Source organism: Nocardioides sp., assembly GCF_047607185.1.
Taxonomy (GTDB): domain Bacteria; phylum Actinomycetota; class Actinomycetes; order Propionibacteriales; family Nocardioidaceae; genus Nocardioides.
In genome coordinates this window covers 1-14,704 of sequence record NZ_JASGDQ010000143.1, presented here as the reverse complement: position 1 = coordinate 14,704, position 14,704 = coordinate 1, and the positions used below count along the sequence as shown (strand labels likewise).

Here is a 14,704-nt window from a genome sequence, read left to right as displayed (position 1 = left end):
CTGCTTCTCAGAACCGGTCGGCGAGGTCGGTCAGCCTCGCGACGTACGCCGGCCAGTCGTAGTCGTCGGGGATATTGGGCGCGGCCGGGTTGAGGCCGACGGCGCCGTCGATGTGCTCGCGCAGGATGTCGGCCTGGCCGGCGTGGCGCGAGGTGTCGTCGATGACCCGTACGACGATGTGGTGGAGCGTGACGTCGGCGCCGTCGACGGGCCACCAGGGCACCCGACCGGGCGCGTCGAGCGGCAGCTGGGCGATGGTCTCGTCGGAGAAGGCCCACACCCGCCGGTAGAGGTCGAGCAGGCCGGCGGCGGTCTCGTCCTCGGTGGCGTACCAGTCCGCCTGCGGGTCGGTGTCGTAGGCGGAGAGCGGCAGCAGCTCGCCCGGGGTCGGGAACTCCCGGCCGAAGGTGAGGCCGAGATAGCCGTACTCGACGTTGAGCACGTGCTTCACGATGCCGAGCAGGCTCGTGCCGGTGGGCGTGCGGGGCAGCCGCAGCTCCCGCTCCGAGAGTCCGTCGAGCTTCATCACCAGCCCGTCGCGGGCGCGTTGGAGATAGTGCTGCAGGGTCGCCTTCGGGTCCTCGCTCATGAGTCCAGCCTGCCCCAATCGGCGACTGCGGTCACCGCCTGACGAGCACCAGCCCGAGCGCGGCGATGCCGACGATGATCGCGGTCGGCACCGGCAGGGCGGCCACGCCGCCCCGGTCCACGAGTAGTGAGGCCAGTGCCGCGCCGACGGCGATGCCGCCGTTGAAGACCACCGGGATCAGCGCGCCAGCGGTGGCCCGGTGCCCGGGCCCGGCGAGCCGGAGGATCTCGGTCTGCGCCAGCGGCGGCAGCGCGCCCGAGGCCACTCCCCAGGCAACCACCACGCCGACCCCGATCCAGGCGTGGTCGGCGACAGCGAGCCCGAGCAGCGCGGCGGCGGTCAGCCCGACGGCGACGAGCAGGCCCGTCAGCGTCCGGGCCACCCGCCCGGCCAGCGCCACCCCGACCGCCGAGGCGACGCCGAAGACGAGCAGCAGCGTGCCCACCCCGCCCGGGAGGACGTCCGCGGGATGCTCGGCGAGCCGGGTGATGAAGGTGTAGGCGCCGTAGTGACCGACCAGGACCAGCCCCACCAGACCGGTGACGACGAGCATGGGTCGCGGCGAGGCGTGGCCATCCGCCGCGGGACCGCCGACCTCGACCGGCGCCCCGCGCGGGACCACTATGCGCACGAGCACCGCCACGACCAGGCCGAGCCCTGCCAGCACCACGAACGCGGTCCGCCATCCCGCGACGTCGGCGACCACGCGCGCCAGCGGCGTGCCCAGCACCATGCCGAGCGTCGCGCCGCCGAGCACCACGGCGATGGCGGGCCCCAGCAGCCGGTCGCTGACGAGGTCGGCCACCTGCGCGTTGAGCGTCGACCACAGCAGCCCGACCGCGGCGGCTCCTACCAGTCGGGCACCGAGCGCGGCGGCGTACGTCGGGGCGAGAGCGGTCAGCACCGAGGACGCCGCGAGCACCAACAGCGCCCCGACGACCACGGAGCGCTTGTCCCAGCGGCGGGTCAGCCGCACCAGCGGGAAGCTGGCGACCACCACGACGGCGGCCCAGACCGAGACCAGTCGGGCGGTGCGGGCGTCATCGACGCCGAGGCCGGCGCTCATCGGCGCCAGCACCGCGGTGGGCAGCATCTCAGCGGTCACCATGGTGAGCGCGGCGGCGCCGAGGACAAGCAGGCCGGGCCAGGGCAGGGTGTCGGATCGGTCCGTGGTGGGGGTGGTGATCGCCATGTCTTCGACGGTAAAGTCTCACATTAATGTCAATGTCAATCTTGGGGGCGCGATGAAGATCGGCGAGGTGGCGGCACGGACAAGCGTCCCGCCGCGGCTGATCAGGTACTACGAGCAGCAGGGCCTGCTCACCGCCGATCGGTCGCCGAACGGCTACCGGTCCTACAGCGAGGAGCACGTCGCTCGGGTCTCGCGGATCGCCGGGCTGGTGCAGGCCGGCATCCCGACCCGGCTGGTCAAGCTGCTGATCGAGACCGAGGACGCCGCCGCCCGGGACGAGCCGACCTGTCCCGTCCAACTCGCCGAGCAGCTCGCGGCCGAGCTGCGCGGCATCGAGGCACGCATCGCCTGCCTGACGAGGAGCCGCGACACCATCCGCGAGTACCTGGTGCGCACCGAGCATCAGGCGCTGCTCGCCGCGAAGCCGGTCAGGAGCCAGTGACCAGCCAGCGATCGCCGCGCTCCCGGGAGACCAGGACGACCAGTCGAGCGCCCATGAAGACGGCGGAGAAGAACACCCACACGACCAGCAGCGACGGGTGCCACACCAGCACCATGGGGGCGTAGACGACTAGCGGCACCAGGCCCGCGAAAGCGAGATAGCGGCCGTCGCCGGCGCCGATCAACACCCCGTCGAGCACGAACACCACACCTGCGATCGGCTGTCCGGCGGCCGCGACCAACAGCACCGGCACCAGCAGGTCCATCACCTCGGCGCTGTCGGTGAAGAGGTGGCCCAGGAACGGGCTGGTGGCCGCGAGCCCGAGCCCGGTCACCACGCCGCTGACCACGCCCCAGCGGATCATCCGAGCGGTGAGCACTCGGGTCGTGGCGATGTCCCCGGCCCCCAGCGCGCGACCGGTCAGCGCCTGCGCCGCGATGGCGATGGCGTCGAGCACGAAGGACAGGAACGTCCACAGCGTGAACGCGATCTGGTGCGCGGCGAGGCTGTCGGCCTGTGCGCTGGAGGACAGCGTGACGGCGTACGTCGTGACGAGGAGCGCGACGCGCAACGTCAGGGTGCGCACTACGAGCGCCACCGCCGCGCGGGCCGCCGACCTGATGCCGGCCAGGTCGGGGCGCAGCGAGGAGCCGTGCCGGCGAGCGCCGCGCACCACGACCGCCACCAACGCGGCGGCGCTTGCGGCCTGGGCGAGCACCGAGCCGAGTGCCGAGCCGGCGATGCCCAGCCCGACGCCGTACACGAGTGCCAGGTTGAGGACGACGTTGAGCAGGTTGCCGCCGACCGCGACGACGAGCGGGGTGCGGGTGTCCTGCAGTCCACGTAGCACGCCGTTGGCGGCGAGCATCAGCAGCAGCGGCGTGACCCCGAGCACGGCGAGACGGAGGTACGTCGTCCCCTGCTCGGCCACCTCCCCGTCTGCGCCGACGGCCTCGACCAGGGGGCCGGCCGCGATCATCACCGGGACCGTGACGACCACGCCGATGACGACCGCCAGCCAGAGCCCGTCGACACCCTGGGCGATGGCGCCGCGCAGGTCGCCCGCGCCGAGCCGACGCGCCACGCCGGCGGTGGTGCCGTAGGCGAGGAAGACGCACAGCCCGACCACCGTCTGGAGCACGACGCCGGCGACGCCGAGGCCGGCCAGCTCGACGGTGCCGAGATGGCCGACGATCGCCGAGTCGGCGAGCAGGAAGAGCGGCTCGGCGACGAGGGCGAGGAACGCCGGGAAGGCCAGCCGGAGGATCTCCCGGTCGGTCGCGCGCCCCATGGCCGGCCACGCTAGCGGTCCTGGGGGAGCGGTGGAAAAGTGGGTGACTCCTGTGGATCGTGTGACGATCGCGGCGGTATGTCGACAAACCGCTTTACGACCGGAACATGGACCGGAGATGAACACGGCTCGGTCCCGAGAAATTTCGCTCCACATCATCTGGATCGCGTTTACGCAGGTCAGAGCCCACTTTGTGGGCTTCCGCGGGTTGTGTTCCACAGAAGTCTCCCCATGCTGTGCACAGCGAACCGCGTGTCGTCCACGGGGTCCCAGGCGTTATCCACAGCCGGGTGTGGATAACGGGGCGTCCGTGTCTTCGCGACACGCCGAGACCTCGCCTAGGGTCGCAAGACCGCTCTCAGAACTGTCGGTGCTCGCACCTAGGTTCGAGGGCGTGGGGTCGAGCCGAGGTTGGTCTGCCGAGGGGGGCACAGTTGAGCGTCACCGAGTCCGACACGCGTGGGGTCCCGGAGCCGCCGTTCGACGACTGGGGCGATGGTCCGGTGGCCTACGAGCCGGGTGAGCGTCCGACCAGCGGGGGCGACCGCACGCCCCCGCAGGACATGGCCGCCGAGCAGTCGGTGCTGGGCGCCATGCTGATCTCCAAGGACGCCATCGCCGACGTCGCCGAGGTGCTGCGCGGCGTCGACTTCTACCGGCCCGCCCACGAGACGATCCACGACGCGATCATCGACCTCTACGGCCGCAACGAGCCGGTCGACATGGTCACCGTCGCGGCCGAGCTGCAGCGCCGTGGCGAGCTGCAGAAGATCGGCGGCGCGCCGTACCTCCACACCCTCTCGGCCAACGTCCCGATCGCCGCCAACGCCGGCTTCTATGCCGAGATCGTCCGCGAGAAGGCGATCCTGCGCCGCCTCGTCGACGCGGGCACCAAGATCGTCCAGATCGGCTACGCCGGCGAGGGCGTCGTCGACGACATCGTCGACCAGGCACAGGCCGAGGTCTACAAGATCACCGACAAGCGGGCCACCGAGGACTACGCCCCACTGTCGGAGATCATGGGCCCGGTCCTCGACGAGATCGAGGCGATCGGCAACCGTGAGGCGGGGCTCTACGGCGTCCCCACCGGCTTCGCCGACCTCGACGAGCTCACCAACGGCCTCCACGCCGGCCAGATGATCATCGTCGCGGCCCGCCCCGCCATGGGGAAGAGCACGCTTGCGCTGGACCTGTGCCGGTCCGCCTCGATCCAGAACGGCCTGGCCTGCGTCTTCTTCAGCCTGGAGATGACGCGCTCGGAGATCACCATGCGGCTGCTCTCCGCCGAGGCGAAGGTGCCGCTCAACCACATCCGCAACGGCCAGATGACCGATGAGGACTGGAACAAGCTCGCCCGCAAGATGGGGGAGATCTCCTCGGCGCCGTTCTTCATCGACGACAGCCCCAACATGACGATGATGGAGATCCGGTCGAAGGCCCGACGCCTCAAGCAGCGCCACGACCTCAAGCTCATCGTCATCGACTACCTTCAGCTGATGACCTCCGGCAAGAAGGTCGAGAGCCGCCAGCTCGAGGTCTCGGAGTTCTCTCGCCAGATCAAGCTGCTCGCCAAGGAGCTCGAGGTGCCGATCATCGCCCTCTCCCAGCTCAACCGCGGCCCCGAGCAGCGTGGCGACAAGCGCCCGATGATGGCCGATCTCCGCGAGTCGGGCAGCATAGAACAGGACGCCGACATGGTGGTCCTGCTCCACCGCGACGACGTCTACGAGAAGGAGTCCACCCGCCCCGGCGAGGCCGACCTGATCGTCGCCAAGCACCGCAACGGCCCCACCCGTGACATCGTCGTGGTCTTCCAGGGTCACTACAGCCGCTTCGTCGACATGGCCCACTGAGTTGGTTCGCTGTTGTCGAGATGCAGCGAGCTTCGACAACGCGCTGCCAGGTCAAGATCTACTGATCCGGTCGACCCCGAGTTCAGACCGACGGGATCTTCGCGATCGCGTTCGTGACCGCGGTGAACTGCGACGCCGGGGGAATGTCGGGGTAGATCGCCGGTGAGGCGCCGCGCACGTAGTCGACGTACTGCTGGGCCGCGGCCGGGATGGTCTGGGTCTTGGTCGTGGCGCCGCGGGCGAGGAAGATCGTGGTGAAGCCCTGGCCGTGGGCGGCCTTGAGGACCTTGAGGGCGTACTTCTGGCCGCCCCCGACGTTGGAGAGGACCTTGACGACGACCCGGCTCTGCCACGCCGAGCCGTACGCCGCCTGGGCCCGGGCGGCGAGGTTGGTGAACGCGGCCCGGAGGGCAGCCTGCGTCGTGAAGGGCTTGATGTTCTTGACCTCCCACTCGACCGAGAGGCCGTGGGCGGCGTTCTGCTGGAAGGTCATCTCCGCATTGCGCAGACCCTCGTGCTTCTTCAGGGCGGTCCAGGTCTTGTCCTCGAACCGGCCCTTCTTGAGCCACGCCGGGTTGTACGGCGCACCGTGGGCGTTGACCCAGACCACCTGGTCGGCGCTGGTGACGCTGGCGGCCCCCGCCCGCTTACGGCTCGCGTTGGCGAACGCGAGCTGGCCGTCCTGATCGATCCAGGTGTAGCCCTTGCGCTGGGCCTTCCGGGTGCCCTTCAGCGAGTCGCCCACCGTGCCGCCGGCGGTCTTCATCCGGGTGTTGTTGTGGTAGAAGCTCTTGCCCGGTGCGGCGAAGGCGACCTTCCCGAGGATGACCTGGTAGCCCGGCTCACCGGTGGTGTGGAAGGTGTTGAGGTTGAGGTCGGCGTACACGTCGTAGCCGCCCGGGGTCGTGACGCCGGTGCTGAACGAGACTTGTCCGCGTACGTCGCTGACCTGTGTCTGGTTCTGCCGGACGACCGGGCCGGCCGCCTGGCCGCCGAGGTGCATGAGGACGCCGGTCACGGGCTGGCCGTACTGGTCGGTGACCGTCGCGGTGATCTCCGTCGTGTCGGTGCCGGCCACCGGGGTCGTGGTGGCACGTACGGCGGTGACGACCTGGTCGTAGACCGCGATGGCGGCGGCGTCGGAGGAGACCTCGTCGCGGACCTGGACGGCCACCTGGCTGGCGGCGGTCAGGACGCCGTAGGCACCCAGGTCGACCGGCTCGACGAACGACTTGGCGGTCGCGTCGAACTCTCCGGTCGGCAGGGGCAGCGTCGAGGCGGTGAGCGAGTCGTGAGCGGGATCGGCCAGCGTGGGCGCGGTGGTCCCGGTCGTCGTACCGGAGATGGCGGCGAACGAGTGGCCGTCCGCGCGGCGGAAGACGCCGACCCGGATCTCCCTGCCGCCATAGGTCGGCTGGGTGAGGGTGAACCGGGTGCCGCTGGTGCTCGACAGGACGACGTCGGCCTCGGCGGGAGTGCCCGTGACCGGCACGTCGGCCGCCAGCCCGGTGGCGCGCAATTCGACGGCGCCGCTGACGGCGGGGGTCCAGGAGAAGTCGAAGAGCCCGGTCGCCTCGCTGCGAGCCAGCGAGGTGGCCAGGTCCTGCCAGGTCTCGCCGGCGTCGATGCTGTACTCGAGGTGGATGGTCTCCACCGACGCGCCGGCCCCCAGCACGACGTGGACGTCGCTGGTGGTGTTGACGGTCCCGGGCTGATCAGCGGTGCCGACCGGCGTGTAGAAGCGGACCTGCGTGGAGTCCACAGGGTCCGGCACCGGCGTTGCCGCCGTCGCTGCCGGAGTGATCACCGGGGCTGCGGCGAGCAGGAGGGCGCCGCTGGCGAGGCCGCTGATACGGATGATGCGCATGGGACTCATGGGAGGAGGGTAATCGGTGTCAAGGCCGTAAGCGACAGCGGCGAGTCGCCGTACGACGTCAGCAACCGATGAACCGACCCGGGTCAGTAGCATCGGGGTATGCCTCGCCCGAGGCCGACGAGTCGCCGACGCATTTCCCGCCTTTATCGGAGCCGACGCGGTCGCCAAGGTCTACATCGACAGGGTGCGAGACTGGTTCGCCGACCTGAACGTGATGCTGGTCCGCGACGACGAGCCCATCGCGACCGGCTGGGGCGTGCCGATCCGATGGAACGGCGAGGTCGGTGATCTGCCGTCCGGCTACACAGACACCACTCGTCGGGCGGTGGAGTTGCGCGAGTGCGGCGGACAGGCCGACACCTTCGTCATCTGTGGCCGCATCCTCGGCACCGCCCCCCACTCACAGACGATGACCGGCACGGTCGAGCAATGGGAGAGCTGGACCTCGATGCCGCTGCCGTCCACGGGTCACTACGTGATCCCCCACGGACTCAGCCCGCTCTACATCGACCGCGAAGCCGACCTCGGCACCTACACCGAACCCAACATCTGGGTCCAGCACCGATAGCCAGTGGACTGATTCCGCAGACCGCGCCGCCTCTCCCACGACCGGCCGATCTCGTGGCAGAAGTGACCACTCGAGGTCGGTGAGAACCGGCGCGGCTCCGGGTCGGCGAATAGGCAGGAAGGGCCGGCCGGGCGTACACTGAAACAGCAGTTGCAGAGGGTTTCTCGCGTCTTGGTGGTGGGTTCGGCGCGTCGTTGAGACGCACCCGAAAGGCCCCAGAAAGTGTCACCCATCGCCTCCTACCGCCGGCTCTTCGAGCTGGCTGGGACGACGTACGTCGTCATCGCGTTCCTGGCCCGGCTCCCGCTCGCCATGAGCCAGCTCGGCACCTTGCTGCTCGTCTCCGAGGCGACCGGCAGCTACGGCCTCGGCGGCCTCTCCGCCGGGGCGCTGGCCGTCGCCAACGCCGTCGGAGCGCCGTTCGCCGGCTCGCTCGCCGACCGACTGGGGCAGCGCCACGTGGTGCTCGTCCAGGCGCTGGCCGGCGCGGCCGCGCTCACCGCCCTGGTCGCGCTGGTGCACGCCGGCGCCGCTGACGCCGCGGTCGTCGGTGCCGCGGCGCTGGCCGGGCTGACCATGCCGCAGGTCGGCCCGCTCGCCCGGGTGCGGTGGCGCCCGATCACCGCCCGGAGCGGCGCCCACCAGCGCCGCCTGGTCGACACCGCCTTCTCCTACGAGGGCGCGGTGGACGAGGCCTCCTTCGCCGTCGGGCCGGCGCTGATCGGGCTCGGCGTCGTGCTGATCTCACCCGGCGGCGCGCTGCTGGTCGCGGCCGGCCTGCTCGCCGTCTTCGGCGCCGCGTTCGCGCTGCATCCCACGGCGCGCACCGGTCGCCGCCACGGACCCCTGGCCGGGGCGGGCCGACTGGTGACTCCGGTGCTCGTCGTACTGGTCCTCGCCGAGCTGCTCATCGGTGCCTTCTTCGGCGCCACCCAGACCGGCACCACGGTGCTCGCGACCGACGCCGGCCAGCCCGGCATCGCAGGCCTGATCCATGCCACCCTCGGCGTGGGCAGCGCGCTGGCGGGCGTGCTGACGGCGTTCATCCCCGACCACGTCGGCCTGGAGCGCCGCATCCTCGCGGCCGTCGCCGCGCTGCTGATGCTCTCGCTGCCGCTGCCGCTGGTCGACGGACCGCCGACGCTGGTCCTCGTGGTCGCCATCCTCGGCTGCGCCGTCGCGCCGTTCATGATCGGCGTCTTCACGATCGCCGAGCGGGTCGTCGACCCGGCACGCGTGGCGACGGCGATGACCGTGCTCGCCAGTGCCACCGGCCTGGGGTACGCCGTCGGCTCCTCCCTTGCCGGCCGGCTGGCCGACCGGGCCGGCTACCCGGCGGCGTTCGCGGTGACCGTCTCGGCGATGACGCTGGCGCTGATCCTCGTCGCGGCGTCCCAGCGGCGACTGCGGGCCGCGCTGGCTCCGGCGGTCCGCCGGGAGCGGGAGCTGGTCAACGCCTGATGGCATAGTGCGGCGCCATGACCCGGCGTTCCCTCGCACCGCTGCGGGACGCGCGCTTCCGCTGGTACTTCCTGTCCCGGCTGGTCAACCAGGCCGGTTCCACGATGGCGCCGATCGCGCTGGCGTTCGCGGTGCTGGAGGTCAGCGAGTCGGCGGGCGCGCTGCCGCCGCGCACGCCGACCGCTGGTCGGTCCTCGATCGTCCAGGACCTGGCCGAGGGCTGGGTCTACTTCCGCCGTACGACGTGGTTGTGGGTCGTGGTGCTCTCCTTCGCGCTCCTCAACGCGATCCATGCCGGCGCCTTCTACACGCTCGGGCCGATCGTGGCCAAGCAGACCGCGATCGGCATCCACGGCTGGGGGCTGATCATGTCCGCCGAGGCCGTCGGGGTGCTGGTGCTGACCGTGATCATGCTGCGCCTGCCGATCCGGCGGCCGCTGCTGACCGGGATGCTCGGCGCCGCCCTGGCCGGCATCCCGCTCGTTGTGATGGGCCTCCATCCCGCCACCGCTGCGGTCATGGTCGTCGCCTTCGCGGCCGGCATGGGGGTCGAGCTCTTCAGCCTGGGCTGGGCCCTCGCGATGCAGGAGAACGTCCCCGACGAGATGCTCTCCCGGGCCAACTCCTACGACATGCTGGGCTCGTTCGTCGCGATCCCCGCCGGCCAGCTCGCCGTCGTACCGCTCGCGGGCGTCTTCGGCGAGCGGGAGATCCTGGTGGCTGGTGGCGTCGCCTACGTCGCGATCGCGTTGCTGGCGCTGGCCTCGCCGGCGGTCCGCGACCTGCCGCGCGCCGGCGCCGTCACGACAGGTCCCAGGTGAGGTAGCCGCCCTGGTCGTTGCCGGAGTGGAAGGCGATCTTCCAGCCCTCGGCGGAGTCGAGCAGACAAGGGGATTCCGCGGGCGGCGCTGGTGGTCTACGGTGAATCGATCCGTCGGCGCAGACGGCATACGAGAGCTTCCAAAGGCGGGGGTCGGTCATATGACACACAAGGACGTGCTGGAGCCGGCGCTGATCGCTCTCGACGTCGGTTCGACGGCCTCCCGGGGCATCCTGGTCGATCCCACCGGTCGGCAGGTCGGCAAGCGGGTCAAGGTCCCGCACGCCTTCACCAGCGCCTCCGACGGCACCTCGACGATCGACCCCGACCAGGTCGCCGACGAGATCGCCACCATCCTCGACGGCCTCACCGAGGCGACCGAGACGAATCTCGCCGCCGTCGCGATGGACACCTTCGCCAGCTCGCTGATCGGCGTCGACGAGCACGGCAACGCGCTCACTCCTTGCTACACCTATGCCGACGGCCGCTGCGCGGCCTGGGTGACCCGGCTGCGCGAGGAGCTCGACGAGCACAAGCTGCAGCAGCGCACCGGCACCCGGCTGCACTCCAGCTACCTGGCGCCCCGGCTGCTCTGGCTGCGCGACACCGCTCCGGAGGTCTTCGGCCGGGTCAGCCGCTGGCTCTCGCTGGGCGAGTACGTCCAGCTCAAGCTCTTCGGAGCCACCGCCTGCGGTACGCCGACGGCCGCCTGGACAGGGATGCTCGACCGGCTCACCGGCCACTGGGACGCCGAGCTGCTGATGGTCGCCGGGGTCCCCGAGGAGGCCTTCTCGCCGATCCAGGACCCGGGCGTCCCCATCGCCGGAGCCGACGCGAGCCGGTGGCCGCGACTGGCCGGCGCGGCGGTGCTGCCCACCATTGCCGACGGGCTCGGCGCCAACTTCGGCATCGGGGCAGGCGATGGCGTCAGCGCCGGGCTGTCGGCCTCCACCAGCGGCGCGGTCCGCGTGGTGGTCGACAACGCCGCGGCGCTGGAGTTGCCCGGCGGCCTGTGGGGCTACCGCATCGACGCGGGCCGCAGCCTGCTCGGCGGCGCGATCAACGACGTCGGCCGGGTGGTCGACTGGTGCCGCACCACGCTCCAGCTCGGCGATCTCGGCAAGCAGGAGGCGCTGCTGATCGCCGACCCGTCGCCGCACACCCCGGTCATGCTGCCCTTCCTCACCGGCGAGCGCAGCACCGGCTGGGCGGCCGGTGCCACCGCCACCTTCGCCGGCGTCACCGCCTCGACGACCGCGGCCGACCTGTTCCGGGGCGCGGCGGAGGGCATCGCCATCTCCTACGCCCGGATCGTGGAGCAGCTTCTCGCCACCGCGCCCGGCATCGGCCGGGTGGTCGCCACCGGCGGAGTGGGGCAGGACCTGCCGCACCTGCTGCAGATCATCGCCGACGTCGTCGGCCGGCCACTGGAGTTCGTCAACATCCGCCGTTCCACGGTGCTCGGCACCGCGCTGCTGGCGCTGGAGAGCGTGGCGCCCGAGGTCGAGCGGGCGCCGGTTCCGACAGCCGGCAGCTTCGAGCCCCGGCCGGCCTTCACCGAGCACTACCACGACGTACGACGCCGCTTCGAGGAGATCTATCCGGTCGCCGTCGGCGGGTGAGCGAGGCTCGATCCGCGACGTTGTCGAATCCCGGATCGGTGAGGCCCGCCCGGGTAGCGCGGCCGTAACCTCCGCCCGCCAGACTGGTGTCATGACTGAGCGGAGCGTCGAGGAGATCCTGGCTGCCGATCACCGTGAGCCGGATGCGGCGGTCTTCGGCGGCGGGGTCGCCTCCGACGCCCACAATGCGGCGCTGCGGGCCTCGGTGCGACAGCTCACCACTCTGCTCGGCGAGGCGCTGGCGCGCCACGAGGGGTCTGAGCTGCTGGAGCTGGTCGAGCGGGTCCGCCAGCTCGCCCGCCAGCCCGACCGGACCGAGCTGCAGCGGCTGCTGGCCGGTCTCGACGAGTCCGAGACGGTGGTGCTGGCGCGCGCCTTCACGGCGTACTTCCAGCTCGTCAACGCCACCGAGCAGCTGCACCGCTGGCGGGAGCTGGAGACCGAGGAGGGCCCGCTGGCGCGGACGGTGGGACGGATCGCCGCCGCTCTTGATGACGGCTCGCTGGACCCGGAGCTGCTGGCGAGCGTGCTCGGCAGGGTGGAGTACCGACCCGTCTTCACCGCCCACCCGACCGAGGCCAGCCGCCGCAGCGTGCTGCTCCTGCTGCGCCGACTGGTCGAGACCGCCGACGCGTTGGAGGACCCCCGGCGTCCCGGTAGCGCCACCGCCGAGCAACGGCTGGCCGAGCTGGTCGACCTGCTGTGGCAGACCGACGAGCTGCGGGTGGTGCGCCCCGAGCCGAAGGACGAGGCCCGCAACGCGCTCTACTACCTGCACTCCCTCGCCGCCGACGTGGTCCCGGACCTGCTGGCCGAGCTCGACCGGCAGCTGGCCACGCTCGGGGTGGAGCTGCCGGCCACGGCCCGGCCGCTCCGGTTCGGCACCTGGGCCGGCGGCGACCGGGACGGCAACCCGAATGTCACCCCGGCGGTGACGCTGGAGGTGCTCGACCTGCAGTACGCCGCCGGCCTCGCCGCCCTCGTCGAGCTGGTCGACGACCTGCTGGTCGAGGCCACCGCCTCCACCCGGGTGGTCGCCGTCAGCGACGCGCTGCGCGAGAGCCTGGCCGCCGACGCCGCCGCGCTGCCGATCACCTGGGAGACCATCAGAAGGCTCAACGCCGAGGAGCCCTACCGCTGCAAGCTGAGCTTCGTGAAGGTCCGGCTGGAGCGGACCGCCGCCAGGCTGCGGCACGGCACCCCGCACGAGCCCGGCCGCGACTACCTCGCCTTCGACGAGGTCGTCGCCGACCTGGCGCTGGTGCGCGACTCGATGCTGGCGGCCGGAGATGTCGTCGTCGGCAACGGCACCGTGCTGCGGGCGATCCGGACCGCGGTCGCCTTCGGCGCGGGCCTGGCCACGCTGGACATCCGGGAGCACTCCGGCAAGCACCACGCCGCGCTCGCGGAGCTCCTCGGTCGCATCGGGCAGACGTCGTACGACGACCTCGACCGGCCTGCCCGGATCGAGCTGCTGCGGGCCGAGATGGCCAGCCGGCGGCCGCTGGTCGGCATCGTCCGCGACGACCTCGGCCCGGCCGCGACGGCCTCGCTGGAGCTGCTCGACACCATCCGGACCGCGCTGGAGCGCTACGGCCCCGACGTCGTCGAGACTTATATCGTCTCGATGACCCACGACGTCGACGACCTCTACGCGCTGGTCGTGCTCGCCCGCGAGGCCGGCCTGGTCGATCCCGGCGCACCGGAGGTGCCGGCCACCGCCCGGATCGGCTTCGCGCCGCTCTTCGAGACCGTCGCCGAGCTGGCTGCCGCCGGACCGCTGCTCGACGCGCTGCTGTCCGAGCCGACCTACCGCCGCATCGTGGCCGCCCGCGGCGACGTCCAGGAGATCATGCTGGGCTACTCCGACTCCTCCAAGGGCGCCGGCATCGCCGCCTCGCAATGGCAGATCCACCGGGCACAGCGGGCGCTGCGCGACATCGCCCGCCGCCACGGCGTCGTGCTCCGGCTCTTCCACGGTCGCGGCGGCTCGGTCGGCCGGGGCGGCGGCCCCACCGCGGAGGCGATCATGGCGCAGCCCTACGGCAGCCTCGACGGCCCCATCAAGATCACCGAGCAGGGCGAGGTCATCTCCGACAAGTACAGCCTGCCCGGGCTGGGCCGGCTCAACCTCGAGGGCGCCTTGGCCGCGGTCATCGAGGCCTCGGCGCTGCACCGGGTCTCGCTGCTGCCGGCCGACGTGCTCGACGTCTGGAACTCCGCCATGGACCTGATCGCCGGGGCCGGGCAGGCGGCGTACGAGAGGCTGGTCGGCGACCCGTCGCTGGTCCCCTTCTTCCTCACCGCGACGCCGGTGGACGAGCTCGGCAAGCTCAACATCGGCTCCCGGCCGGCCAAGCGACCCGGCGGCGACGGCAGCCTCGACGACCTGCGGGCGATCCCCTGGGTCTTCGGCTGGACCCAGTCCCGGATCATCCTGCCGGGCTGGTTCGGCGTCGGCTCCGGGCTGGCGGCCGCCCGCGAGGCCGGCCTGGCGGACCGGCTGCGCGAGATGTACGGCTCGTGGGCCTTCTTCCGCACCTTCTGCTCCAACGTGCAGATGACGCTGACCAAGACCGACCTCAACATCGCCAACGAGTACGTCGACTCGCTGGTGCCGGCGCAGCATCGTGGCCCGTTCGAGGTGATCCGGGCGGAGTACGACCGGACCGTGGCCGAGCTGCTGGCACTGACCGGCCAGTCGACCCTGCTGGAGGGGGCGCCGGTGCTGCGGCAGACGCTGGCGCTGCGCGACTCCTACCTGGCTCCGCTGCACGCCCTGCAGGTCTCCCTGCTGGCCCGCAGCCGGGCCGGCGACGACGCCTTCACGCCGGATCTGGAGCGGGCCCTGCTGCTCACCGTCAACGGCATCGCCGCCGGGCTGCGCAACACCGGCTGAGCGGCGTCTCAACCAGATAGTGCGGTGGGTGCGAGTGAAAGGGTTTATCGGGTGCACCCCGCAAGGGGTCATAAACCGGAGTTCGTACCCG

11 protein-coding genes are annotated in these 14,704 nt (G+C 71.5%); 7 read left to right on the top strand and 4 right to left on the bottom strand.

Annotated features, from left to right (window positions below; all coding sequences use genetic code 11):
* Positions 1-7: 7 nt before the first annotated feature.
* Positions 8-589: a DinB family protein gene (locus QM595_RS17310; RefSeq protein WP_415172825.1), complete on the bottom strand. Its 582-nt coding sequence runs from the start codon at positions 587-589 to the stop codon at positions 8-10.
* Positions 590-620: 31 nt separating this feature from the next.
* Positions 621-1,781 (bottom strand): MFS transporter, encoded by a 1,161-nt coding sequence (locus QM595_RS17305; protein ID WP_415172824.1) that lies wholly within the window; start codon positions 1,779-1,781, stop codon positions 621-623.
* A gap of 52 nt (positions 1,782-1,833) precedes the next feature.
* On the opposite strand from QM595_RS17305, the gene QM595_RS17300 reads away from it, so the two are divergent.
* Positions 1,834-2,223 (top strand): MerR family transcriptional regulator, encoded by a 390-nt coding sequence (locus tag QM595_RS17300; RefSeq protein WP_415172823.1) that lies wholly within the window; start codon positions 1,834-1,836, stop codon positions 2,221-2,223.
* Here QM595_RS17300 and QM595_RS17295 read toward each other — a convergent pair.
* Positions 2,210-3,514: an MATE family efflux transporter gene (locus QM595_RS17295; protein ID WP_415172822.1), complete on the bottom strand. Its 1,305-nt coding sequence runs from the start codon at positions 3,512-3,514 to the stop codon at positions 2,210-2,212. The two genes, QM595_RS17300 and QM595_RS17295, sit on opposite strands and share 14 nt — an antisense overlap.
* Positions 3,515-4,017: 503 nt before the next feature.
* Here QM595_RS17295 and dnaB point away from each other — a divergent pair.
* Positions 4,018-5,367 (top strand): replicative DNA helicase, encoded by a 1,350-nt coding sequence (gene dnaB, locus QM595_RS17290; protein ID WP_415172850.1) that lies wholly within the window; start codon positions 4,018-4,020, stop codon positions 5,365-5,367.
* Positions 5,368-5,449: 82 nt separating this feature from the next.
* Here dnaB and QM595_RS17285 read toward each other — a convergent pair whose 3' ends face one another.
* Complete coding sequence (locus QM595_RS17285) at positions 5,450-7,243, bottom strand: hypothetical protein (protein ID WP_415172821.1); 1,794 nt, start codon at positions 7,241-7,243, stop codon at positions 5,450-5,452.
* 184 nt (positions 7,244-7,427) lie between these two features.
* Here QM595_RS17285 and QM595_RS17280 point away from each other — a divergent pair, with 184 nt between their 5' ends.
* The 5 genes from QM595_RS17280 to ppc all read left to right on the top strand — a co-directional run bounded on the left by QM595_RS17280 (position 7,428) and on the right by ppc (position 14,613).
* Positions 7,428-7,811 (top strand): hypothetical protein, encoded by a 384-nt coding sequence (locus QM595_RS17280; RefSeq protein ID WP_415172820.1) that lies wholly within the window; start codon positions 7,428-7,430, stop codon positions 7,809-7,811.
* Between the two features lie 222 nt (positions 7,812-8,033).
* Positions 8,034-9,272 (top strand): MFS transporter, encoded by a 1,239-nt coding sequence (locus QM595_RS17275; RefSeq protein ID WP_415172819.1) that lies wholly within the window; start codon positions 8,034-8,036, stop codon positions 9,270-9,272.
* Positions 9,273-9,289: 17 nt separating this feature from the next.
* The gene (locus tag QM595_RS17270; protein ID WP_415172818.1) at positions 9,290-10,093 is read left to right on the top strand and encodes an MFS transporter; all 804 of its coding nucleotides are present in this window, start codon (positions 9,290-9,292) and stop codon (positions 10,091-10,093) included.
* Positions 10,094-10,253: 160 nt separating this feature from the next.
* Positions 10,254-11,714, top strand: a complete 1,461-nt coding sequence (locus tag QM595_RS17265; RefSeq protein ID WP_415172817.1) for a gluconokinase — start codon at positions 10,254-10,256, stop codon at positions 11,712-11,714.
* Positions 11,715-11,805: 91 nt separating this feature from the next.
* Positions 11,806-14,613, top strand: a complete 2,808-nt coding sequence (ppc, locus tag QM595_RS17260) for a phosphoenolpyruvate carboxylase (RefSeq protein ID WP_415172816.1) — start codon at positions 11,806-11,808, stop codon at positions 14,611-14,613.
* The last annotated feature ends 91 nt before the right edge of the window (positions 14,614-14,704 follow it).